13 protein-coding genes are annotated in these 24827 nt (G+C 44.1%); all 13 read left to right on the top strand.

The genetic code is table 11. The features are described from left to right. The first annotated feature begins 126 nt into the window (after positions 1-126). The 13 genes from DW182_RS09760 to DW182_RS09820 all read left to right on the top strand — a co-directional run bounded on the left by DW182_RS09760 (position 127) and on the right by DW182_RS09820 (position 24824). Positions 127-3348, top strand: coding sequence for an alpha-mannosidase (locus DW182_RS09760; protein ID WP_118295368.1), 3222 nt, complete (start codon positions 127-129; stop codon positions 3346-3348). An 18-nt stretch (positions 3349-3366) separates the two neighbouring features. Then, entirely contained in the window at positions 3367-4602 is a 1236-nt protein-coding gene (locus tag DW182_RS09765) for a hypothetical protein (RefSeq protein ID WP_199678571.1), read from the top strand. Positions 4603-4644: 42 nt separating this feature from the next. After that, complete coding sequence (locus DW182_RS09770; RefSeq protein ID WP_007660513.1) at positions 4645-5904, top strand: glycoside hydrolase family 71/99-like protein; 1260 nt, start codon at positions 4645-4647, stop codon at positions 5902-5904. Between the two features lie 103 nt (positions 5905-6007). Further along, on the top strand, positions 6008-6976 hold the full coding sequence (locus DW182_RS09775) for a family 43 glycosylhydrolase (protein WP_007660511.1): 969 nt from the start codon (positions 6008-6010) through the stop codon (positions 6974-6976). A gap of 6 nt (positions 6977-6982) precedes the next feature. Continuing rightward, a complete protein-coding gene (locus DW182_RS09780) occupies positions 6983-8632 on the top strand; it encodes a family 43 glycosylhydrolase (protein WP_052574731.1) in 1650 nt (549 codons plus the stop codon). Positions 8633-8738: 106 nt separating this feature from the next. Beyond that, complete coding sequence (locus tag DW182_RS09785) at positions 8739-10205, top strand: alpha/beta fold hydrolase (protein WP_233564118.1); 1467 nt, start codon at positions 8739-8741, stop codon at positions 10203-10205. A gap of 121 nt (positions 10206-10326) precedes the next feature. Next, positions 10327-12591: a GH92 family glycosyl hydrolase gene (locus tag DW182_RS09790; protein WP_118295370.1), complete on the top strand. Its 2265-nt coding sequence runs from the start codon at positions 10327-10329 to the stop codon at positions 12589-12591. A gap of 26 nt (positions 12592-12617) precedes the next feature. After that, the gene (locus DW182_RS09795; protein WP_118295371.1) at positions 12618-15212 is read left to right on the top strand and encodes a beta-glucosidase; all 2595 of its coding nucleotides are present in this window, start codon (positions 12618-12620) and stop codon (positions 15210-15212) included. Positions 15213-15218: 6 nt separating this feature from the next. Beyond that, positions 15219-18011, top strand: coding sequence for a glycoside hydrolase family 2 TIM barrel-domain containing protein (locus tag DW182_RS09800; RefSeq protein WP_118295372.1), 2793 nt, complete (start codon positions 15219-15221; stop codon positions 18009-18011). An 11-nt stretch (positions 18012-18022) separates the two neighbouring features. Continuing rightward, complete coding sequence (locus DW182_RS09805; RefSeq protein WP_118295373.1) at positions 18023-20395, top strand: glycoside hydrolase N-terminal domain-containing protein; 2373 nt, start codon at positions 18023-18025, stop codon at positions 20393-20395. 40 nt (positions 20396-20435) lie between these two features. Continuing rightward, positions 20436-21422, top strand: coding sequence for a family 43 glycosylhydrolase (locus DW182_RS09810; RefSeq protein WP_118295374.1), 987 nt, complete (start codon positions 20436-20438; stop codon positions 21420-21422). 8 nt (positions 21423-21430) lie between these two features. Continuing rightward, positions 21431-22843, top strand: coding sequence for a glycoside hydrolase family 30 beta sandwich domain-containing protein (locus DW182_RS09815; RefSeq protein ID WP_118295375.1), 1413 nt, complete (start codon positions 21431-21433; stop codon positions 22841-22843). Between the two features lie 46 nt (positions 22844-22889). Beyond that, positions 22890-24824: a GDSL-type esterase/lipase family protein gene (locus tag DW182_RS09820; RefSeq protein WP_118295376.1), complete on the top strand. Its 1935-nt coding sequence runs from the start codon at positions 22890-22892 to the stop codon at positions 24822-24824. Positions 24825-24827 lie beyond the last annotated feature (3 nt).

Here is a 24827-nt window from a genome sequence, read left to right on the forward strand (position 1 = left end):
TCCATCCGTAATCTGCCTGGAACATACTTGTTCCGTACCTTCTCAGGTTGCTGAATGAGGAATGTACGGGGCAAGTATGTCTCGGGTACGGTTCGGGTAGGAAACGGACAATCTAATTTATGAAAGATGAAAAAAATACTATGTTACATATTCTCATTGTTTTGCTCCGTACAGATATTGTACAGCCAGCAAAAAGAGTATAAGGCGTATCTGGTAGCAACAGCCCATTTTGATACGCAGTGGAACTGGGATGTACGCGAATCTATTGATGATTATCTGCACCGTACAATGGTACAGAACTTTTGGCTCTTCGAGCGTTTCCCCAATTATATCTTTAACTTTGAGAGTGCTCAGAAATATGCGTGGATGAAGGAGTATTATCCGCACGAGTATGAGCTTGTAAAGAAGTACATCAAGGCAGGACGCTGGAATGTAGTGGGAAGTGCATGGGAAGCGACAGACCCTAATATTCCTTCCTCCGAATCCTTTTTCAGGAATGTCCTGTTAGGGCAGGAATTCTATAAAAAAGAGTTTGGTGTAAAATCAAACGATATTTATCTGCCGGACTGTTTCGGTTTCGGTTACACATTGCCTACCATCGCCGCACACTGCGGATTGATAGGATTTTCTACCCAAAAACTCCAGTGGCGGAAAAATCCATATTTTGGAGAAAAAGAAAAAATGCCGTTCAAGATAGGGCTTTGGCAAGGTCTGGATGGTGCGCGGATCATGGCAGTACTGGATGCCGGAGGATACGGTACATCGTATTACTACGATGATATCAGTATCAATCGCCGCATTCTGGAAAGAGCTAAACTAGGACCTGATAATACGGCTTATAGTTATTATGGTGTAGGAGACCGTGGCGGATCGCCAACGCTTCCTTCCGTCTATTCATTAGAAAAAAGTTTGAAGGCAGATGGTCCGTTAGAAATTATCAGTGCCAAAGCCGGACAAATATATGAAGATTATTATCCTTTTGAAAAGCATCCCGAACTACCCGTTTATGACGGAGAATTGCTGATGGATGTGCATGGAGTGGGGTGCTACACTTCGCAGGCTGCAATGAAACATTTCAACCGACGGAACGAACACTTGGCGGATGCAGCCGAAAGAGCATCTGTAGTGGCGGAAACATTGGGAGGTTTGGAATATCCTTCCGATGCTTTGCGTGAAAACTGGCAGCGTTTCCTGTGGCATCAGTTTCACGATGACCTGACGGGAACCAGTATTCCGCAATCATACACTTTCTCCTGGAATGATGAACTGATAGCTCAGACACGTTTTGCAGAAACCATTACTACAGCAGTGGGGGCAGTGAGTCGTGCTTTGGATACCAAAGTAAAAGGGATGCCGGTTGTGGTTTATAATCCTGTAGCTTCCAGTCGGAGAGATGTGGTGAAGGCTACGGTTAAGATGGATAAACGACCGTCAGGAATTAAAGTAACCTCTCAGAAAGGGGAAAATATGCCTGCACAGTTGATTTCTTGGGAGAATGGAATAGCCGAGGTTCTGTTTGTAGCGCAAGTAGATCCACTTAGCTTCTCAGTATATAGCATTCAACCGGGAAGAACTTCATCTTCCGGAAAACTGCTGGCAAAGAACGGAACTCTTGAAAACACTATTTATAAGATAGCATTGAATGAACAGGGTGACATAGCTTCCATTTTTGATAAAAAGAATAATTGTGAACTGGTGCAAACCGGTAAGCCGTTCCGTCTGATGATGTTTACGGAAAATCTTTCTACTGATTATCCGGCTTGGGAAATTTACAAGAAAGTTCTGGATGGGCCGAGTATTTCCATCACGGACAATGTTAAAATTACCGTGGCAGAGAATGGACCGTTGAGAGCATCTTTACGTGTGGAACGTACTCATGAAGACTCTAGGTTTGTACAATATATCACGTTAACGGATGGAGCCGAGGATGATAGAATTGAGATCAGTAACGAAATTGACTGGCAAGGAAAGAAAGCTTTGCTGAAAGCAGAGTTTCCAACCACAATCTCCAATGAAAAAGCTACTTATGACTTGGGTTTAGGTTATGTGAAGCGCGGCAACAATATCGAGAACTCTTTTGAGGTACTGGGACATCAGTGGGCCGACTTGACTGCCGATGATGCGTCTTATGGCATCTCCATTTTGAATGAATCTAAATATGGATGGGATAAGCCTGATAATAATACCATCCGTCTGACATTGCTTCATACTCCTCAACCCGGTAAGCATTATACATATCAGGATCATCAGGATCATGGACATCATGCTTTCCGTTATGCCATTGTGGGACATAAAGAGGATGCTGCTCAAGCAGGCATTGCCTGGAAGGCGGAGAATTTCAATCAGCCCCTGTTGGCTTTTACCACTACTAAGCATGCGGGTAAATTGGGGCGTTTTTATTCATTTGCCCGTACAGACCGTCCTCAGGTTGCTGTGAAAGCTATTAAAAAAGCGGAAGATGGACGCGGATATATTGTTCGTATCAATGAGATCTATGGCAGTTCTTACGATCAAGCTTATATAGAGTTTGCATCTGATATTGAAAATGCCAAAGAAGTAAACGGAATAGAGGAAGAAAAAGGTGAAGTTACTTTCTCTGGTAATAGGCTGATAGTCAGTGGTAAAGCTTTTCAACCCCGCACATTTAGGGTTACATTCAAACAAAAGCCTTTGCTGACGGTTCCTGAATGCCAACCATTGGAACTGCCCTATAATGCGGTAGCCTTAACAACTGATGAGTTTAATCGTGCTGGTAATTTCGACAGGCAAGGTAATTCACTGGCAGCCGAACTGATGCCCGAAAAGATCCTTTCGGATGGGGTTGAATTCAGTATACAGAATGATCCTGCTATTTTCAATTACGTCCGGGCGAATGGGGATACCATTCTTTTGCCTGAGCATCATGGCATGGATAAACTATTTCTTCTGGTGACTTCTGTAAAGGATGACCGTCGGGCTACTTTCCTGGTGGATGATAAGCCTTATCAGGTAAATGTGCCTTATTATTCCGGTTTCTATGGACAGTGGGGATGGAAAGGCGAAAGTGAGGGATATATCAAAGATGCTTCTATCGGTTATATTGCCAATCATAAACATAGTGCACACAAAGGAAATGACTCTTATAACTTTGCTTATCTGTACAAGGTATGTTTAGATATTCCGGCAAATGCCCGAATGCTGGTTCTGCCCAAAGATGCAGGTATCGCTTTATTCGCTGCAACGCTGACCGGTAATCAGAACTATGATACCGAACCGATTACGGAAATGCGTGTGTTGCCTTACCTGACCAAACAAATAGAGTATACATCCGAACCGGTACCCTTCTATCGGGAACGGAGTGCTTGGTAAACCTATTAACTGGCTATTATGAAAAATATTATATATAATTTTATTATATTGATTCTCTTTTGCCCTTGTTCCATGTGGGGGCAGGGGAAGGAGTACAGTTTCGATGAGAGAGGCATTTCCCGGCAGGTGTTGGAAAATTATCTGGAGCGTTCCATTACAATGGTCTATCTGTTGATGCCAGATAAACCGGAAGGACGTAGAGTGTATTCTTATCATGCCGATGATATGCGTATGGTCAAGGATATCGGAGCAAAGTTTATCGGTCGTTCCATTTACCGGTGGGGAGGCGAAAGCTTGTTGAACAAACCTGAATTCTGGAGTAAAGCGAAAGCATTTGCTGGTGAATTGCACGCCTATGACCCTGATATAATCCTTCAGGGGTGCCTGTTTGAGATCGTTACAGAGGAGGTGAATCAGGTGAAGATACCCGATTGGGTGTTTAAGGGGTATGGATTGCCGGTTGAATCACGTAACTTTTCTTATGTTGATATGCTGAATAAAGAAGGGCTTCTGGTCGATCATTGGCGTAAAGGCAGTAGTGTACCGGATATTAGTCGACAGGAAACTCAACTTTGGTTCTATTATCTTGCTTGTTCTTACATCAATGTCGGTTGCGAGGCTTTTCATCTTGGGCAGATCGAGTTGATTGGAATGAATGATCCGGAACGGGATTCCTGGACTCGTGTCATTACTAAAATACGTGAGTATGCGCGTACTCATGCCCGCCGTCACTGGGTGTTGCTGGATGCCCATACTCCTTATGGAGGAATGGTAAGGAATGGGGTGAGCTTGCTCGACTTCAATTCTTTCCCGCTTCGCATCAAGGAAATTCCTTCTGAACCCTATAAAGCTGAACTTGCTGTGAATCATCTGGATGCTCTTTATAAAAAGAGCAAAGGGTGTATTTCCCCTAGCGGATGGAAATGCGAGCATCTGCCATATCTCGTGGAGTTTGATAATTATGGCAGGGGGAAAGAAGCGAATGTGGCGGATCTGAACTCCCATTTTGTATGGGGATGGGACGAAATTTCCTGGCTGTCCCTGCAACCGGAAGATTACCGGAATGAGTGGTTGACGTATGCGTATCATTGGATACATCGTACCGACCCGAATGGGCATCTGGAAATGCCCGGTTGCCGGATGATAACCTGTCCGAATCAAACCGAAGGTAACTATCGTGCCAATATGAGAAGTGAAGCATGTCCCTTTGGATACTCTCAGGAAGAAACAATCAAAGAACTTTGGAACAAATAATAACAACTGAAATATTAAATACCTAATTAAATTATTGCTACCATGAAGAAATGCTTTTTACTATTGCTCGTTTTTTTCTTGTTCGGGAGTCTGAATGCAGCACCCAAACATTCTAAGAATACTAAATATCCATCTTACAAAGGTTTGGTTATGGCTGGGTATCAAGGTTGGTTTCACCAACCGAGGAAAGGGGTAATGTACCCGGATGAGAACAGTGTCCGCATAGATATGTGGCCGGATGTGAGTGAGTATGAGAAAACATATCCGACGGGACAGAAATTGGCAGATGGTTCTACTGCCCGCTTTTTCTGTTCTACGGATGAGAGCACGGTAGATCTGCATTTCAAGTGGATGAAGGAGTATGGGTTGGATGGTGTATTCATGCAACGTTTCTTCGGGGCTGCCCGTCCGGAAGCACGCAGGCGGAGCACAGTGCTGAAGCATGCCATGAAGGCGGCTTCAAAATATGGACGTGCTATTGGGGTTATGTATGATTTGTCCGGCCTGGCAGCTAAAGGTGAAGATTGCTCCATGTTGATTGACGACTGGAAATATCTGGTTGATTCGCTGCGTGTAACTAATCAGACAGGTGAACAGACTTATGTCTTTTATAATGGCAAACCGTTGGTTACTATCTGGGGTGTCGGTTTTCCTGATCGTCCGTATGATATTCGTAATATCGGTTTGGAACGTTTTATTGATTTCCTCAAAAATGATCCGGAATACGGTGGTTGTAGCGTTATGTTGGGAGTACCTACTTTCTGGAGAGACCTGAATGCCGATTGCGTACATGATCCTTACTTGCACGAGCTTATCAGACAGGCGGATATTGTTCTGCCATGGATGGTGCAGCGCTTTACTCCGTTGCTCCACAATGATATGGACCGTTATCGGGATGTTATTCTCGATGATATAGCTTGGTGCAAAGAGAATAATATCGGTTATGTGCCTTGTGTGACTCCGGGATTCAGTTGGCATAATCTGAGCCGCCATGCTTTTAAGGATGATGTGAAACCTTCCGGTTCTATTCCCCGTCAGGGCGGACGCTTCTATTGGCAACAGATTTCTACGGCAATCAATGCAGGGGCTACGATGCTGTATGTAGCTATGTTCGATGAAGTGAATGAAGGTACTGCCATTTTCAAGTGTACAGATAATCCTCCGGTGGGAAAAGAAGTCAAGTTTGTGGGTATGGATGGGATGCCATCCGATCATTACCTGTGGCTGACGGGTGAGGCGGCAAAGATGCTTCGTCGTGAGAAGCCGCTGAGCTTTGAGATGCCCCGGCGGGATGCGAAATAGAAAATCGAAAAAAACAGCGAATTATTAAGTTGAAATTAAGAGCTTTGTTAATCATGCAACTCTAATTTTGCTCATATTAACTATAAAAACTATAAAAAAGCGTATGAAAAATTATTTGATTACCTTGGCTGCTTTGTCGTTGACATTGATGAGTTGCAACAACCAGAAGCAAGCTAAAACGGTTACTTTAGGTCCGAATCCTTTCATTACTCACATGTATACAGCTGATCCTTCTGCCCATGTATGGGAAGACGGACGTCTGTATGTTTATGCTTCTCATGATATTGATCCTCCGCGTGGATGCGATTTAATGGACCGCTATCATGTATTCTCTACGGATGACATGGTGAACTGGACGGATCATGGTGAAATATTGAACTCTTCGCAAGTGTCTTGGGGACGTAAAGATGGTGGCTTCATGTGGGCACCCGATTGTGCATATAGGAATGGTACTTATTATTTTTACTTTCCGCATCCGAGTGGTGATGACTGGAACAATACCTGGAGAGTGGGTATAGCTACCAGTAAACATCCTGCCAAAGACTTCACTGTACAGGACAAGTATATTGACATGATAGGAATGGAAGACGATTGCTTTGCCATGATAGATCCCTGCGTCTTTGTGGATGATGATGATCAGGCTTACTTCTACTATGGCGGTGGAGGTCGTTGTGTGGGTGCCAAAATGAAGGATAATATGATGGAACTGGCAGAACCGCTGCGTGCTATGGAGGGGCTGAAAGATTTTCATGAGGCTGCTTGGGTACATAAAAAAGACGGTGTGTACTATTTGTCCTATGCTGATAACCATGCGGAGAATGGCAAAGGGGCTAACCGTTTAAATTATGCAACTAGTAATTCACCGCTAGGACCGTGGACATATCAGGGTGTTTATCTGGAACCGACAGGTTGCGATACAAGTCATGGATCTATAGCTGAATATAACGGTGAATGGTATGCTTTCTATCATAACTGTTCTATTTCCGGAAGGGGAAACCTTCGCTCTATTTGTGTAGACAAGCTATACTATAATCCGGATGGAACTATCAAAGTAGTAGAACAAACAAAATAAATTTGTATGCGTCTATTTATTCATCTGTTGAAGTTGGGTTTCTTTATTGCTGCACTTGCTCTTACAGCTTGCAGCGATAAAGATACGCCGGGGGAAATACCTCCAGAAGTTCCCCCTGAAGTGCCAGAGGTAGATCCTCCGGTTCCTGATGGGCCGTATGAGTACGATTATGATATGGACTATGATTCGGAAGAATATCTGAAAGCTTATAAAGGAACGGCCTATAAAGGTCCGCACCGCGTGCCCGGCACTGTAGAAGCGGAAGACTTTGATGAAGGAGCACAGAATGTGGTCTATTATGAGAGCGACTCTAAACTGGCTGATGTGGGGTACAGAGGTTCCCACGCCGTTGATGTTCGTGCAGAAAGTAAGGCTTCCGGAGGTTATTATATCGGTGATGTACAGCCAGGTGAATGGATGTGTTATACGATTGAGGTAGATGAGGATGGTGCCTATGCCATTGAAACATTCTGTGTGAAAGGGGACGGATCGGAGGGAAGTTTTTACTTTGAGGTAGATGGTCGGGGTGCAAGCCGCAGTATAGATATGCCTCTTGGGGGATGGACGGATTTTAGCCATAAAGTGAAAGCTAATGGAATCCAGCTGACTAAAGGGAAACATGTACTGAAGTATTGTGCCAATACACCGGGAAACATCGATAAGTTCGTTTTAACGCGTACAGGTGAGTTGGAAGATATTTCTAATTCTTTCACTTACCCTGTTACGAAAGCAATGAGTAATCCCCTGTTTGTAGAGTGGGAGTCACCGATGTACAATAGTTGGATAAAGGGACCCCTTTACACAGCTGATGCTTCTGCGCATGTATGGAACATTGATGGGAAAGAAGTACTTTATGTGTATGCTTCGCATGATATGGAGCCTGCACTTGGATGCGACCGCATGGATCGCTATCATGTTTTTTCTACGGAAGATATGGTGAATTGGACCGATCATGGGGAGATAATGAATGCAGCCACAGTGCGAAAACATAATGGTTGGGGGTGTGATGGCTTCATGTGGGCTCCCGATTGTGCTTATAATCCGGAGAATCAAACCTATTATTTCTACTTTCCGCACCCGGCCAATGCTGCTAATTGGAATAGTACCTGGCGGGTGGGAGTAGCTACCAGTAAGTATCCGAATAAGGAATTCCGTGTAAGAGGTTATATCGAGGGTATGCCTCCGGAAATTGACCCTTGCGTATTTATAGATGAGGATGGGCAACCTTACATTTATAATGGAGGTGGAGGTAAATGCTATGGTGGTAAGTTACGGAAAGATGACTGGACGAAATTGGACGGAGAGGTTAAACCGATGACTGGCTTGAGTGATTTCCATGAAGCGACCTGGATACATAAATACAATGGTAAGTACTATCTATCGTATGCGGATAATAACCCGGGTGCCAATCGTTTGAGGTATGCAACAAGCGATTCTCCGTTAGGTCCATGGAAGTATGAGGGGATTTATCTGGAACCGACCACTTGTGACACAAGTCATGGTTCTATTGTAAAGTATAAAGGTCAATGGTATGCCTTCTATCACACTTCTGATTTTTCAGGACAGGGAAATCTACGTTCGGTTTGTGTAGATAAGTTGTTCTATAATTCGGATGGAACCATACAGGTCGTAAAGCAGACCCGCGGAAACAAATAGAAGTTAGATTGGCAGGATAAAAAATGTAGCATAGGGTATTGCCCTATGCTATACAATGAAAGTCTGTCAGACTTAATTGATTAACTTGAATTTAATGAGTAATACGATGAAGAACTTATTTTTTCTCTTCCTTTTTTCTCTTGTAGCGATGTCCGTAAGGGCTCAGTCTTTTACCGGTGAGAAGACGGATTGGCACGGCTTCGACCGCTACGATTTTGTAATGAGTGAAACAACATTCCAAATTAAATCTATCAAGGCAACACAACGTGAAGGAGCAGGTGTTGCGGGTCCGGAAAAAGGAATGCGTAGATGCATTGTCGTTGTCCCGAAACAGGCTGCTGAAGGTAATCCATGGTCATGGCGTGGTTGTTATTGGGATCATCAGCCACAAGCGGAAATTGAGTTATTGAAGCGTGGCTTTCATATTGTTTACATCACTACCGATCCCGATCAGACATGGGAAGTATGGTATAATTTCCTGGTGAATGAGCACGGCCTTTTTCCTAAACCTGCGTTTATTGGTATGAGTCGTGGCGGAGCTAATTCTTTTACTTGGGGGACAGAACATCCTGATAAAGTTCTGGCTATTTGTGCCGATAATCCCGGACTTTCACAAAAAAGTTTGATGGGAATGGATAAACTTGCCAGACAGGATGTCCCTATCTTGAATATCTGTGGTAGCATTGACCCTATACTCAATAATACTTATGCCATTCAAGGTGTTTATCAAGGTAATGGTGGGCGTATGTCGGTTTTGATCAAAGACGGTACGGCACATCATCCGCACAGCTTGCAGGATCCGAATATTATTGCGGATTTTGTCGAACAGGCTTATAAGGAAAAACCGGCTGAGAAGCCTGCATTTCTGCCCGATAAATACAAAAAAAGTAATTTCTACAGTACAGATCCTATTTATTCGTATGCTGAATATGATAAACTCTGGATTACCTCATGGGGACCTTATTTTACAGGTAATTATAATAAATATATGTTCTCATTGGAAGGTGTGGAAGGACTGGTTACGGTTATCGCTCCTGAGAAACCTGCTGCCGGAAATCCTTGGATTTTCCGTTGCGATCAGCCGGATGGTAATTCTGCTGTAGATTTGGGATTGCTTGCACGTGGTTTTCACATAGTGGTTGCTCCCATTGCTTATAATGCTGATGGTCCTTTATTTGACCAGTGGAGCATTGCATACAATTATCTTGTGAGTAAGGGATTTGCAGCACATCCGGTTGTAGCCGGTCGTGGAGGTGCGACAGGAGAAGTTTATGCCTGGGCTATTGAGAACCCTGATAAGATAGCCGGAATCTATGGGGAAAATCCTATTTTGCGTTCTTCTTTAGCGAAGATTCAGCCATTGGATAATCTGAAACCGCTTGCCGAGGCGAAGGTTCCTATTCTGCACGCTTGCGGGAGTCTGGATCCTAATTTGAAGACTCAGACTGGTGAAGCTAAAAAACGCTATGCAGGCAAGATGACAGTAATCATTGATGCTGGACGTGGGCATTATCCGATTACTCCTGAAAACCCGAAGAAATTAGTAGAATTGATTGAAAAGATGATTAAATAGTAGACAAATTAGCCACTTTATTCAAATTTAATTAGCGATTAAGTCTTTTTTAATTGAAAGGGAAAGTGCTGAGCTTTACATTTGCCTTCAAGAAATAAATATAAACTAAAACTGTTATATTATGAAAATTACACATTGCCTGGCTTCTGTAGCTTTAGTTTCCATGTTGGGCGCTTGTAGTGGAGTACAAAACCAAGTAGCCGCCGTGAAAGGCCCGGTGGACTATGTGAATCCTTACATGGGAAATATCAGTCACTTGCTGGTGCCTACTTTCCCGACTATTCACCTGCCGAATAGTATGCTTCGTGTCTATCCCGAACGGGCGGATTATACAACAGATCAGTTGAAAGGTCTTCCTTTGATTGTGACTAGTCATCGTGGTAGTTCTGCTTTCAATCTGAGTCCGTATCAGGGAGATAAACTTCGTCCGGTTATAGCTTATAGCTATGATGATGAGAAGTTGAAACCTTATTATTATGAGGTGGTTCTCGATGACGAGGAAATTAAAGTGAAGTATGCACCTTCTCATCAGTCGGCTCTTTATCAGATAGATTATAGTCAGCAGGATAAGCCTGTATACATGATGATCAATTCGCGTAACGGTGCTATCAAGGCAGGTGACGGTTTTGTGAGCGGTTATCAGCAACTGGAGAATAATACGCGGGTTTACCTGTATATAGAATCGGACGTTGCCCCTATAGAAACAGGTATTCTGGCTGATGGCAAAATAGATGCAGACAAGAAAGAAGCAGAAGGACGTAATGCCTGTGCTGTAATGCACTTTGCAGACGGAACAAAAACAGTCAACTTGCGCTATGGAATTTCATTTATAAGTGAAGAACAAGCCAAGAAAAACCTGCAACGTGAATTGCCTGATTATAATCTGCAGGCTTTAGCAGAAAAGGGACGTCAGATCTGGGATAAAGCATTGAGCGATATTCAGGTAGAAGGTGGCAGTGAGACAGATAAACAGGTTCTTTATACATCGCTTTACCGTGTATTCGAACGTCCGGTTTGTATCAGCGAAGGCGGTCGTTATTTCAGTGCATTCGACGGAAAGATACACGAAGATAATGGTGAGCCGTTCTACACAGACGATTGGATTTGGGATACTTACCGTGCTGCCCATCCTTTGCGTCTTTTGATTGATGAAGGAACAGAAAAGAATGTGATTGACTCTTATTTGCGCATGGCGGAACAGATGGGAGATATGTGGATGCCAACTTTCCCTGAGATTACAGGTGACTCTCGTCGTATGAACTCTAATCATGCTGTGGCAACCGTAGCGGATGCGGCTGCTAAAGGCTTACAATTCGATTTGGCTAAAGCCTATGAAGCTTGCCGTAAAGGTATTGAAGAAAAGACATTGGCTCCGTGGTCGGGTGCTGCTGCTGGTTGGATTGATGATTTCTATAAGAAGAACGGATATATCCCTGCACTTCAGGAAGGAGAAAAAGAAACAGACCCGAATGTACATCATTTCGAAAAGCGTCAGCCAATTGCAGTAACGTTGGGAACTTCCTATGACCAGTGGTGTTTGTCGCGCATAGCCGATATGTTGGGAAAAAAAGAAGATGCTGCTCATTATCTACAATGTGCTCATAATTACCGTAATGTGTATAATGCAGAAACAGCTTTCTTCCATCCGAAGGATAAGAATGGTAAATGGATCGAACCATTCGATTATCGTTTCTCCGGAGGTATGGGTGCCCGTGAATATTATGGTGAGAATAATGGTTGGGTTTATCGTTGGGATGTTCCTCACAATGTAGCTGATCTGATTGATCTGATGGGAGGTAACCAACAGTTTATTGCGAACTTGGATCAGACCTTCCGTGAACCGTTGGGACGTGGTAAATATGCTTTCTATGCACAGATACCGGACCATACCGGAAATGTGGGACAATTCTCAATGGCCAATGAACCCTCTCTGCATATTCCTTATCTGTATAATTATGCGGGTCAGCCTTGGAAGACACAGAAACGTATTCGTCAGTTGCTGAAGACTTGGTTCCGTAACGACTTGATGGGATTACCGGGTGATGAAGACGGTGGCGGTATGTCAGCATTTGTAGTTTTCTCTTCTTTAGGTTTCTATCCGGTAACTCCGGGTTCTCCGTCTTATAATATCGGCAGCCCTTTGTTTACTAAGGCTAAGGTAATGTTGAGCAATGGAAAGGTATTTGAGATAGAGGCACAAGGTGCATCGGATGAAAACAAATACATTCAGTCTGCAACATTGAACGGAAAAGAATGGAATAAACCCTGGTTTAGTCATGACGACATAAAAGAAGGTGGAAAATTGGTATTGGTGATGGGCAGCAGGCCTAATAAAACATGGGGTAGCGCAGGCGATGCAGTACCTCCATCTGCAGAAAAACAATAAGGTATAATAAGTCAATAGGAAAAACCATGAGAACACTAAAAAAGATTGTATTTACAGGATTATTCGCTCTAATTGCCTGTGCCGGAGTGGCACAGGCTCAAGAGCTATATAAAGATGAGAAAGCGCCGATGCATGAGCGCATCATGGATCTATTATCACGCTTGACGGTTGAAGAAAAAATCAGCCTGTTGCGTGCAACCTCTCCGGGTATTCCCCGTTTGGATATTCCCAAATATTACCACGGTAACGAAGCGCTTCACGGAGTGGTTCGTCCGGGACGCTTTACCGTTTTCCCGCAGGCTATCGGACTGGCGGCAACCTGGAATCCGGAATTGCAATTGCAGGTGGCTACGGTTATTTCTGATGAGGCACGTGCTCGTTGGAACGAACTGGATCAGGGACGGGAACAAAAAAATCAGTTTAGTGACTTGTTGACCTTCTGGTCTCCTACAGTGAATATGGCGCGTGACCCACGCTGGGGACGTACTCCGGAAACTTACGGAGAAGACCCCTATTTAAGTGGTGTCATGGGTACTGCTTTTGTGAAAGGCCTGCAAGGCGATGATGACCGTTATCTGAAGATTGTGTCGACTCCTAAGCATTTCGCAGCCAATAATGAAGAACATAATCGTTTTGTATGTAATCCGCAGATTTCAGAAAAACAGTTACGTGAATATTACCTTCCGGCTTTTGAAGCGTGCGTGAAGGATGGTAAATCAGCTTCCATCATGTCAGCGTATAATGCGCTGAATGATGTGCCTTGTACCTTGAACGCCTGGTTATTGACGAAAGTACTTCGTGAGGACTGGGGATTCAAAGGATATGTGGTTTCCGATTGCGGTGGACCTTCCTTGTTGGTGAATGCACATAAATATGTGAAGACTAAAGAGGCTGCGGCTACCCTTTCCATAAAAGCAGGCTTAGACTTGGAATGTGGTGATGATGTATTTGATGAGCCTTTGTTGAGTGCTTACCGTCAATATATGGTTACGAATGCTGATATAGATTCGGCTGCCTATCGTGTGTTACGGGCACGTATGCAGTTGGGGTTGTTCGATAGCGGAGAAAAGAATCCTTATACGAAAATATCTCCGGCTGTGATAGGGTCGGCAAAGCATCAGGAAGTAGCTTTGAATGCAGCACGTGAATGTATTGTATTGCTTAAGAATCAGAAGAAAATGTTGCCGCTTAATGCCAAAAAGGTGAAATCAATAGCTGTGGTAGGCATCAATGCCGGTAATTGTGAGTTTGGAGATTATAGTGGTTCGCCAGTGATTGCTCCGATCTCAGTGTTGCAGGGTATCAAAGATAGAGTAGGCGATGGTGTGAAAGTGGTATATGCTCCTTGGAAATCAGCTGTAGACGGTATGGAACTCATACAGGGAGTCAATTTTCCGGAAGGATTGAAGGCCGAGTATTTTGACAATACCAAGTTACAGGGGACTCCGAAAGTGCGCAAAGAAGAATGGATTAACTTTGAGCCAGCCAACCAGGCACCCGATCCTTTCTTACCTAAATCTCCTTTGTCAGTTCGCTGGACAGGAAAATTGCGTCCTACGGTTACCGGACAATATACACTTAGTTTCACATCGGATGATGGTTGTCGCTTGAGCATTGATGGAAAAATGCTGATTGATGCATGGCGGGGACATGCTGTCCGGACTGATACCGCTACTATTTATCTGGAAGCCGGAAAAGATTACCAGTTGAAAGCAGAGTACTATGACAATCGTGATTATGCTGTAGCGAGACTGCAATGGCGGGTTCCCCAGGTTGGCAAAGTCACTCGCTTGGATTTGTATGGTGAAGCAGGAAAAGCGGTGCGTGAGTGTGAGACGGTAGTTGCCGTATTAGGAATCAATAAGTCGATAGAACGTGAAGGACAAGATAGATATGATATTCAGCTTCCGGCAGACCAGATGGAGTTCTTGCAGGAAATTTACAAAGTAAATCCGAATATCGTTGTTGTATTGGTTGCCGGCAGTTCGTTGGCTGTCAACTGGATGGATGAACATGTTCCAGCCATTGTGAATGCTTGGTATCCCGGTGAAAGCGGAGGTAAAGCTGTAGCGGAAGTCCTGTTCGGTGATTATAATCCGGGTGGCCGTCTGCCCTTGACCTATTACAGAAGTCTGGATGAACTCCCTCCGTTTGATGATTATGATATAACTAAGGGACGTACTTATAAATACTTCAAAGGGGATGTCCTGTATCCTTTCGGTTATGGTTTAAGTTATACCACATTCAAGTATTCCAACCTGCAAGTGGCAGATGGTGAAGAGGAAATAAATGTTTCCTTCCAACTGAAGAATGCAGGTAAATATGCAGGTGATGAGGTTGCTCAAGTATACGTGAAGTTGCCTGAACGGGATGAAGTAATGCCTGTCAAAGAACTGAAAGGTTTTGAGCGTGTCGCATTGAAGAGTGGTGAAAACAAAAAAATGACTTTGAAATTACGTAAAGATCTGTTACGCTATTGGGATGAAGCGAAAGGCAAGTTTGTTTATCCTTCCGGTGATTATACGATCATGGTAGGTGCTTCTTCTGCTGATATTCGTTTACAGAAAGTGGTTTCGGTATTACAGAAAGATAATTATCCAATGTCTCACTCGGAAAAATAAATAAGTATGGAACGGAATGCCAAATTTCAGTGGATATTTTGTCTCTTATTGGGTTGTGCTACTTCATTGGTAGCGCAGAATGTGGCAAATTGGGGATTGACTCATCCTCAGCCGAAAGAGACGTTACCGAAGTCGAAAGCGCAAATCATGATGCCCACCCCGAAAACGCAGACACCGGTGGAAGCGGTGGTAGAGAAGATTGGGGAGAATGATTTCCTGTTGAACCGGGGCTGGAAACTGACAGATGGCAAAAATGGATGGTATAATGCAACCGTTCCGGGTACTGTATTGACTACTTTAGTGGATCAGGGGGTGTATCCCGATCCTTATTATGGACTGAATAATCTGGCAATTCCCGACACTCTGTGCAGGATGGATTGGTGGTATCGTTTGGAATTCAATTCACCTGTTCCTACAGAAGGCCGGGAAGCCTGGCTGGTTTTCAAAGGTATCAATTATCAAGCCGAGATATGGCTGAACGATGTATGCCTGGGTACAATGAAAGGTGCTTTTATCCGGGGTGAATTTAACGCAACGGATCATTTGGTGGATGGCAAGAATACGTTGGTTGTTCGTATTCTTCCACCGCCTAACCCAGGAATTCCTCACGAACAATCTCCATCCGCCGGAAACGGTATGAATGGCGGACAATTGTGTTTGGACGGACCTACCTTTATTTCTTCAGAGGGCTGGGACTGGGTGCCTGGTATCCGTGACCGGAATATAGGAATCTGGCAGGATGTACATTTACGTTTCACGAACGGCATCCGTCTGCATGATACGCAGGTAGTTACTCATCTGGCATTACCAGATACTACGGTCGCTGAAATTACCGTACGTACGGAAGTGGAGAACCTGCAACCGATAGCCAAACAAGTATCCGTTGACCTGAATCTTGAAGGAAAAAAGGTGACTCAGGAAGTAAACCTTGCACCGAAGGAGCGGAAAACGGTTGTCTTTACTCCGGATGTTCACAAGACATTGGAACTGAAGTCTCCCCGTTTGTGGTGGCCGAATAATTACGGTCGTCAGGAGCTTTATACGATGGATGTGGTTGTAGCGGAAAAAGGCGTATCCTCTGATTCTAAGAAAGTTCGTTTCGGAGTCCGTGAGCTTTCTTATGAATTGGAAGTTTGTTTCCCCGATGACTCTATCCGCCGGGTGGAATATCGTCCGATGGTTATGGGGCAGGGCGAACCTATCTTTGATAATATAAACCGCAAATATATAGAAGGAGGCATGTGTATGCCTCGTCTGAAAAAGAATGTTTCTTCTGATATTCTTGTGCCGGCACCCGACAAAGCCATGCAGCATTATATGGTTATAAAAGTCAACGGCAAGCGTATCTTCTGTAAAGGAGGAAACTGGGGAATGGATGATGCCATGAAGCGCGTTTCGCGTGAACATCTTGAACCTTATTTCCGGTTGCACAAGGAAGCGAACTTTAATATGATCCGCAACTGGACGGGCGAGAGTACGGAAGAGAACTTCTATGAATTGTGTGATGAATATGGTATGCTGGTTTTCAATGACTTCTGGCTGAGTACGCAAGGCTACAATATGCCGATAAATGATGATAACCTATTCTTACGGAATGCAGAAGATGTAGTGGTACGTTTCCGCAATCATCCTTCCATTGCTTTTTGGAATCCCCGGAATGAAGGCTTTGCACCTGTTTATATCGAAGAACATCTGGCAAAGATGATTGCCGAGAAAGACGGTACCCGTTATTACAGTCCGAATTCTACCCATTGCAACCTGAGACCAAGCGGACCATGGAACTATCATAAGAATCCGGTGGATTACTATCGCGATCGGGCACATGGGTTCAATACGGAACAAGGTTCAACTTCCATTCCTACGGAAGAATCCATCCTGGCTATGATGGATGTGAAAGATGCCTGGCCCATTAGTGATGTGTGGTATTACCATGATTTACATGGTGGGCAAAGAGAATTTATGGAGGCGATAGACCGGAAATATGGAAAGCCGACGGACCTGAAAGATTTTAGCCGGAAAGCACAGATTGTCAATTACGACAGTCACCGCGCCATGATGGAAGCTTGGAACAGTAAAATGTGGAATAGCACAAGTGGGCTGTTGCTGTGGATGAGTCACCCGGCTTGGCCCAGTATGGTTTGGCAGATTTATTCCTGGGATTATGAAACTTTCGGTTCTTTCTATGGATGCCGTAAAGCGTGTGAGCCGATTCATATTCAGAAGAATCTGGATGATCAGAAAGTAGTTGTTGTAAATACTTCTTTAAAAGAAATAAAGGGGGCTAAAGTTATATATGAAGTTTATTCCCTTGAAGGTAAGTCATTGTTTAAACGCACTTCCAAGCTGAATGTATTGGCTAATGGATTGACCGAGTGCTTCGTACAAGATAAACCAATTTCTGCATCCGGAGTATATATGGAACGCTTGATACTTCAGGATAAGCGTGGCAAGGTTATTTCGATCAATGATTATTGGCAAGATAACGGTGAGGGTGATTTCCAGGGATTCAATGCTTTGGAAGAAGCTTCCATAAACTGTAAACTAATCCGGCAAAAGGAGAGTCAGATACAAATAGAATTACAGAACACCGGAGCAATGCCTGCCCTCGCTCTGAAACTCAATGTCCGTGAGGCGGATACAGATAAACGTATTTTGCCGGCTTATGCTTCCGACGGCTATTTTAACCTGTTACCGGGAGAGAAGAGAACGGTAACGGTGGAATATGTATCCCGGGGAAAAGTCGCCATTTCTGCTGAAGGGTATAATTTAAAGCGCAGCAGATTACTCACACTGAAATAAATAAGGTCATTATGTGGAACAAAAAGATACTATACTCCATATTAATCGGTATAGCATCGCTGGGAGTATGCGCTCAGTCGGCTGTACGTCAAGGATATTCCATTCATTTTCCTGAGACTTATGCGAAGTGGCAGGAAGCTCTGCTGGCAGGTAACGGTAAGATGGGTATCATGGTTTTTGGAAATCCTTTGCACGAAACGGTGGTATTCAATGATCGCTCTTTCAACTTTCCACGGCAGAACCCGCGCACGTTTGCGGAGGTTCCCCGTGATACGCTTGATTTGATAAAGAAGTACTGCGCAACCGGGAAGTTTAAAGAAGCGAATGATTTGGCTGTCCGTACCTCGCATTGGCAGGACGGGGGAGAGGGTGGAAGACATCCGGGCTTTGCACTTAAAATAGATATGGATGCTTCCGGAGCGGTAAGAGATTATCGCCGTATTTGTAATTATGAAACCGGTGAAATTACTGTCCAGTGGAGTGATGAGCGTGGAGCATGGAAGCGTCGGTCGTTTGTTTCAAGAGATGCCGATGTTGCAGTCTTCGAGCTACAGGCATCCTCTGCTGGTAAACTAAATTGTGCTATCAGTTTGCAAATGCCCGCAGAGATGAATTTCCCGAAAGGACTGAAAACAAAATGTCTGCATACGAAAGACTATCTGAATATCCGTGTGAACTATGCTGCACCTATGGATACCATAGGCTATGAAGGAGGTATTCGCGTGAAACAGAAAGGTGGCTCTTCTTTTTTGCGTAACGATACCTTATACATAAAGGATGCCTCGGAAATCCTTTTACTGTCCCGAACTCAAAAGTATCCGGAGAATTGTGAGGCTGAATGGAATAAAGGACTTCTGAAAAAAGGACTCAATGCGATTCGTGCCAATTATAATGGATTATTGAAAGCTCATAAAGCTCTCCACACCTCTATTTATAATCGGGTGCGGATTGATTTGGGCGCGACTCTTCAGGAACGCTCACTATCTAACGAAGAGCTGTTGGAGAAGCAAAAGAATACCGACCAGCCTGTACTGGCTTTGTGGGAGCGTATCTTTGATGCCGGAAGGTATCATTTCCTATCTTCTGGAAACGAACTGACTCCTCCTGATTTGTTAGGAATCTGGACTGGCGACTGTAATGCCGGATGGGGTGGTTACTATCATTTGGATGCCAATCTGAATCTGCAAGTCAGTGGTGGCAATACGGGTGCCATGCCTGAAGTGATGGAAGGCTATTTCCATCTGAATGAGGTGTGGCGGAAAGACTTTGAAACCAATGCTGCCAAACTATTGGGTTGTCGGGGAATGTTGGCCTGTGGAAACACACCCGGACTTTCTTCAGGACTAATGGCCTCTATCAATGATTTCTACCCTTACCATTATGCGACAGGTGAAGAAGCCTGGTTACTTTATCCTTTCTGGGAACACTATCTGATAACGGAAGATCAAGGCTTCCTGAAAAATCGTTTGTTCCCTTTGCTGAAGTGTATGGGAGATTTTTATGAAGACTTCCTGAGGTACAAGGATGAGGAAGGACACTACATTATTGCAGGATCTGTTTCACCGGAAAACCAGCCGTCCAATTTGCGGGTATCTTTGCTTAATAATTCCGCTTTTGATCTTTCCGGAGCCCGTTTTCTGCTGTCTACATTGGTTAAGGTATGCGATTTATTGGGTGAAGAACAGGGTATAAATGGTGGTAAAGTCCGTTGGCAACGCTTATTGAATGAATTGCCTCCCTATCGGATTAATAAGGATGGCGCCATCAAAGAGTGGGGCTGGCCGGGACTTGAAGAGAGCTATAATCATCGTCATTCCAGTCATTTGATGATGGTATGGCCCTATCGGGAATTCTCGGAAGATAAGACACCGGAACTTTACAAGGCTGCTCACAGGGCATTGCAAATGCGTGATCAATACAATTACGAGAATGCCGGTCACGGCTATCTTCACGCTGCCTTGATTGCTGCCGGACTGCATGATGCCTTTTCGCTAAAGAAGAAAATGATGACGCTTACTCAGAAGGATTTCTATTATAACAGTTTGTCTACCGCACATTATCCGAACCATGGTACTTTCTGTACTGATGTTTGTCATGCCGTACCCGGGGTACTGATAGAAATGCTGGTTGGCTCCAATGAAGAAGGTGTTGATTTATTACCAGCTTTGGTGGATGGTATCCGGCAAGGTAGCATTGGTGGAATAAAGACTCGTTGCGGAGTTACCATCGAACATCTTTCATGGAATCTTTCACAAAATAAGGTGTCTGTAACCTTGTATTCAGCGAAAGACCGGAAAATAAGAATGAAAGCCGGTCAGACGTATGATCGTACTATTCAGTTGAAGAAAGGGGAAACTTATAAAGCTACAATCGATTATCGATAGCAACGGTTGCTATTAATTACTAATATAAAACACATTACTTATGAAAAAACATTTTTATTCTATTTTTGCATTATTCCTGGTAGGATCTATGTTCTCTTGTCAGTCACCTAGAAGTAATTCGGCAAAAGAAGAAACAGTTGGTATTGACAGTATGGCTCCCAATCCATTTATCACGCATATGTACACAGCCGATCCTTCGGCACATGTATGGGCGGATGGACGTTTGTATGTATATGCTTCTCATGATATCGATCCTCCGCGTGGTTGCGATTTGATGGACCGTTACCATGTATTCTCTACAGATGATATGGTGAATTGGACAGATCATGGTGAAATTTTGAATTCATCACAAGTTCCCTGGGGGCGCAAAGAAGGCGGATTTATGTGGGCTCCCGACTGTGCTTACAAAGATGGTACGTACTATTTCTATTTCCCGCATCCCAGTGACACGAAATGGAATAATAGTTGGAAGATCGGTGTAGCTACCAGCAAGGAACCGGCTGCTAACTTTACTGTGCAGGGATATATTGAAGGAATGGACCCGTTGATCGACCCTTGTGTATTTGTGGATGATGACGGTCAGGCTTATATCTATAACGGTGGCGGCCAGATTTGTAAAGGCGGCAAGCTGAAAGATAATATGGTGGAACTGGATGGAGAAATGAAGGAAATGGAAGGTCTGGAAGACTTCCACGAAGCTACATGGGTTCATAAATATAATGGAAAATACTATCTCTCTTATTCCGATAACCACGATGAAAATTGGAACGATGGCGTGAAAGGTGACAACCGTATGCGTTATGCTATCAGTGATAACCCGCTCGGTCCTTGGAAATCTATGGGTATCTATATGGAGCCTACCGATAGCTATACCAATCATGGCTCTATCGTAGAATATAAAGGTCAGTGGTTTGCATTTTATCACAACAGTGCTTTATCCAATCATGATTGGCTACGTTCTATTTGTGTGGATAAACTTTATTACAATGAAGATGGAACTATCCAGATGGTGAAACAAAGAAAATGAGATAGATTATGAGGTTAATAAGTCTGATTTTATTGTTCCTGTTGAGTGGAACTGTTTCAGCGCAGAAAGTCGAGTGGTATACTACCACTCAGACTTCTCCGTGGGTGAAACAAAAGGTAAAGCCGGAACGTGCAACTACCGGAGCAGAGATCGTGCTTGACCCGACTCAACGCTTACAGTTGATTACGGGTATAGGCGGCTGCTTCAATGAAATGGGGTGGGATGCGCTGAATGCTTTGTCGGCTGAAGATCGTGAAGCTGTTCTTCAAGCTATCTTCAGCAAAGATGGAGCTTGCTTTAACTATTGCCGTCTTCCGATGGGGGCCAATGACTTTGCCCTGAGTTTCTACTCTTCTGCGGATGTTGCGGGAGACTTTAACCTGGTGAATTTCAATATCGACCGTGACAGGTATATTCTGATTCCTTATATTAAAGCTGCCCGTCAGATAAATCCTGACTTGCGTATTTGGGCTTCTCCCTGGTGTCCTCCGGCTTGGATGAAGACGAATAATCATTATGCTTCTGCGGTTCGTCCGTCTGGAGAGAAAGATGTGAATGGATTACTTCCGCGCGAGGCTATAGCAGAGTTCAGTACAGGTTTCCGGATGGAGGAAGGATATCTGAAAACGTATGCCGATTACTTTGCACGTTTTATCAAAGCCTATGAAGCCGAAGGATTGCCACTGGAATGTATTCATGTCCAGAATGAGCCTTGTTCCAACCAGGTCTTTCCCAGTTGTAAATGGCGCACGGAAGATCTGACTTTTTTCTTGGGGCATTATCTGGGACCGACTTTTGAGCGGGAAAATATCAAAACTGATATTTATTTTGGAACTATCAATACATCCAATCCGGATTATGTGCGCACTGCTTTGCGGGATGAACAGGCAGCTAAGTACATTAAAGGCGTTGGTTTCCAGTGGGATGGTAAGAAAGCTATTCCGACTATCCATCGTGAATATCCTAATCTGAACTTGATGCAAACCGAGACTGAATGTGGTAACGGAGCAAATTCATGGGATTATGCTGAATATACATGGAACCTGATGAAGCACTATTTCAGTAATGGCATCAATTCTTATCACTATTGGAATATGATTCTTCCTACTCCGGGCATCAGTCCTTGGGGATGGAATCAGAATTCTATGGTGTCCATTGACAAGAAGCAACAAACCGTGAAGTATAATCCGGAATTCTATCTGATGAAGCATTTAGGGCATTTTGTGCAGACAGGTGCTTATAGGCTGGAAACACCGTCAGATAAAAATATGTTGGCTTTCGTAAATCCGGACGGCACGGTCAGTGTGATTGTTGCCAATGTGACTGATACAGAAGAGACGATGAGCATTGAAATAGGGGGACAGAAAGTTACATTGACTCTGCCACCTCACTCTTTCCATACAGTAAGCTGGAAGAAATAATTTCGTCCTTCGGTTTTCTCTTTAATAACCTGTATATGAGAATGCTATGAACATAAAAAGTTTTCCTTATTTCTTTTGCCTGCTTTGGGTGCTGGCAATATCCTTTTACTCAACTCCCGTTCAAGGGAAAATAGAAAACGGTATTTCTAAAAGCAAATGGCATGAAGGAGACCGTTATGATTTTAAATTCCAGGGACGGGACGCTATTGTTGTTGTGCCTCAAAAAGCTGCTGCCGGTAATCCGTGGATATGGCGTCCGGCTTTCTTCGATGCGTTTCCTGCTGTGGATAAAGCCCTGTTGGAAAGAGGCTTCCACGTGGCTTATCTGGATGTTACAAATGATTATGCCAGTCCGTGGGCTATTGAATTGGGTAACCGTTTCTACAAGGAAATGGTGGAGAATTACGGACTTTCTTCTAAAGTAGTAATGGAAGGGTTTAGCCGCGGAGGACTCTATTCTGTCATTTGGGCTTCTCGAAACCCGGATAACGTTGCTTGCCTTTATCTTGATGCACCACTTAGTGATGTGTTCACTTGCCTGAAGAGATTGCATAAGGCAGCATGGAAAACTTTATTGAAAGAATGGAACCTGACGGAAGAAACCATTGATCGTTTTGACGGCAATCCCATAGACAATTTGGAACCGTTGGCCAAAGCGGGTGTGCCCATTATCAGTGTTTGTGGAGACAGCGACCGGAGTGTACCGATTGAGGAGAACATGATGGTGATGCGTAAACGTTACCTGGCATTGGGTGGAAATGTGGAATTGATAATAAAACCGGGATGCGACCACCATCCGCATAGTCTTGAAGATCCTCAACCTGTAGTCGATTTTATTATGCGCCAACAGCCTGAACATAAGAAGTTCCAGCACTACACCATTCGTGGCAGTCTGAACAACTCGTTCATTAAGTTTGAACGGGAACGTCGGGGAAGGGTAGCTTTTATCGGTGGATCCATCACAGAGATGGTGGGGTGGAAAGACATGATGGAACAACAGTTGCAACAGCGTTTCCCTTTTACAACTTTTGAGTTCGTAGAAGCCGGTATCAGTTCTACAGGAAGTACACCCGGAGCCTTTCGGTTGGATAACGATGTATTGTCGAAAGGTAAAATAGATTTGCTGTTCATTGATGGATCTGCGAACGATATGACAAATGGTTTTACGCCCGAGGAGCAGGTGCGTGGAGTGGAGGGGGAAATCCGTCATGCTTTGGAAGTTAATCCGGAAACCGATATTGTGCTGACTCATTTTGCAACGGACGGTTTCCTGCCTATCATCGCCAGACGGCAGATGCCGGATGCTATTCTAAATCACGAGCGGGTAGCCAATCATTATCGGGTGTCGTCAGTCAACCTGGCACAAGAGATTTCAGAACGGTTGCAGGACGGACAGTTTACTTGGAAAGAGTTTGGATACGCACATCCCCATCCTTATGGGCAATCTGTTTATACTGCTGCCATTAGTAATCTGCTGGACGAGATGCAGCGAGAAATAAATGCTGAAAGTATACGCCGACCGCATGAGATTCCTGCTGCGCAACTTGATCCATACAGTTATACCAAAGGGCATTTCATCCCTCTCAGTCGTGCGCGTATCGGTCGCGGATGGAAGATTACAGACGATTGGAATCCGGATAACAAATATGAAAAGCGGAAAGGATTTGTGCATGTTCCTATGTTGGAAGCTGCACGTCCGGGTGATCGGCTGACACTCTCTTTCAAAGGAAGGGCTATCGGGATTTTTTGTGTTTGCGGACCGTCGGCAGGCATACTGGAATATAGTGTGGATAATGCTCCGTTCAAGAAACTGGATACTTATACGGCATGGAGCTCAGCCTTGTATATTCCATGGGTATACATGTTAGAGACAGAGTTGGAGGATACTGAGCATACCTTGCGCTTGCGTATCTCGTCCGACAAGAATCCCCGTTCATTGGGCACGGAATGCCAGATAAGGAACTTTGTGGTTAATAGATAAAAG

This window comes from Bacteroides sp. AM16-24 (assembly GCF_003471885.1).
Classification (GTDB): Bacteria; Bacteroidota; Bacteroidia; order Bacteroidales; family Bacteroidaceae; genus Bacteroides.

What these genes read in the sequence shown, in the direction of transcription:
- DW182_RS09820 (WP_118295376.1), top strand. Translation starts at nt 22,890, where the DNA reads ATGAACATAAAAAGTTTTCCTTATTTCTTTTGCCTGCTTTGGGTGCTG.
- DW182_RS09800 (WP_118295372.1), top strand. Translation starts at nt 15,219, where the DNA reads ATGGAACGGAATGCCAAATTTCAGTGGATATTTTGTCTCTTATTGGGT.
- DW182_RS09780 (WP_052574731.1), top strand. Translation starts at nt 6,983, where the DNA reads ATGCGTCTATTTATTCATCTGTTGAAGTTGGGTTTCTTTATTGCTGCA.
- DW182_RS09775 (WP_007660511.1), top strand. Translation starts at nt 6,008, where the DNA reads ATGAAAAATTATTTGATTACCTTGGCTGCTTTGTCGTTGACATTGATG.
- DW182_RS09815 (WP_118295375.1), top strand. Translation starts at nt 21,431, where the DNA reads ATGAGGTTAATAAGTCTGATTTTATTGTTCCTGTTGAGTGGAACTGTT.
- DW182_RS09765 (WP_199678571.1), top strand. Translation starts at nt 3,367, where the DNA reads ATGAAAAATATTATATATAATTTTATTATATTGATTCTCTTTTGCCCT.
- DW182_RS09770 (WP_007660513.1), top strand. Translation starts at nt 4,645, where the DNA reads ATGAAGAAATGCTTTTTACTATTGCTCGTTTTTTTCTTGTTCGGGAGT.
- DW182_RS09785 (WP_233564118.1), top strand. Translation starts at nt 8,739, where the DNA reads ATGAAGAACTTATTTTTTCTCTTCCTTTTTTCTCTTGTAGCGATGTCC.
- DW182_RS09805 (WP_118295373.1), top strand. Translation starts at nt 18,023, where the DNA reads ATGTGGAACAAAAAGATACTATACTCCATATTAATCGGTATAGCATCG.
- DW182_RS09760 (WP_118295368.1), top strand. Translation starts at nt 127, where the DNA reads ATGAAAAAAATACTATGTTACATATTCTCATTGTTTTGCTCCGTACAG.
- DW182_RS09795 (WP_118295371.1), top strand. Translation starts at nt 12,618, where the DNA reads ATGAGAACACTAAAAAAGATTGTATTTACAGGATTATTCGCTCTAATT.
- DW182_RS09810 (WP_118295374.1), top strand. Translation starts at nt 20,436, where the DNA reads ATGAAAAAACATTTTTATTCTATTTTTGCATTATTCCTGGTAGGATCT.
- DW182_RS09790 (WP_118295370.1), top strand. Translation starts at nt 10,327, where the DNA reads ATGAAAATTACACATTGCCTGGCTTCTGTAGCTTTAGTTTCCATGTTG.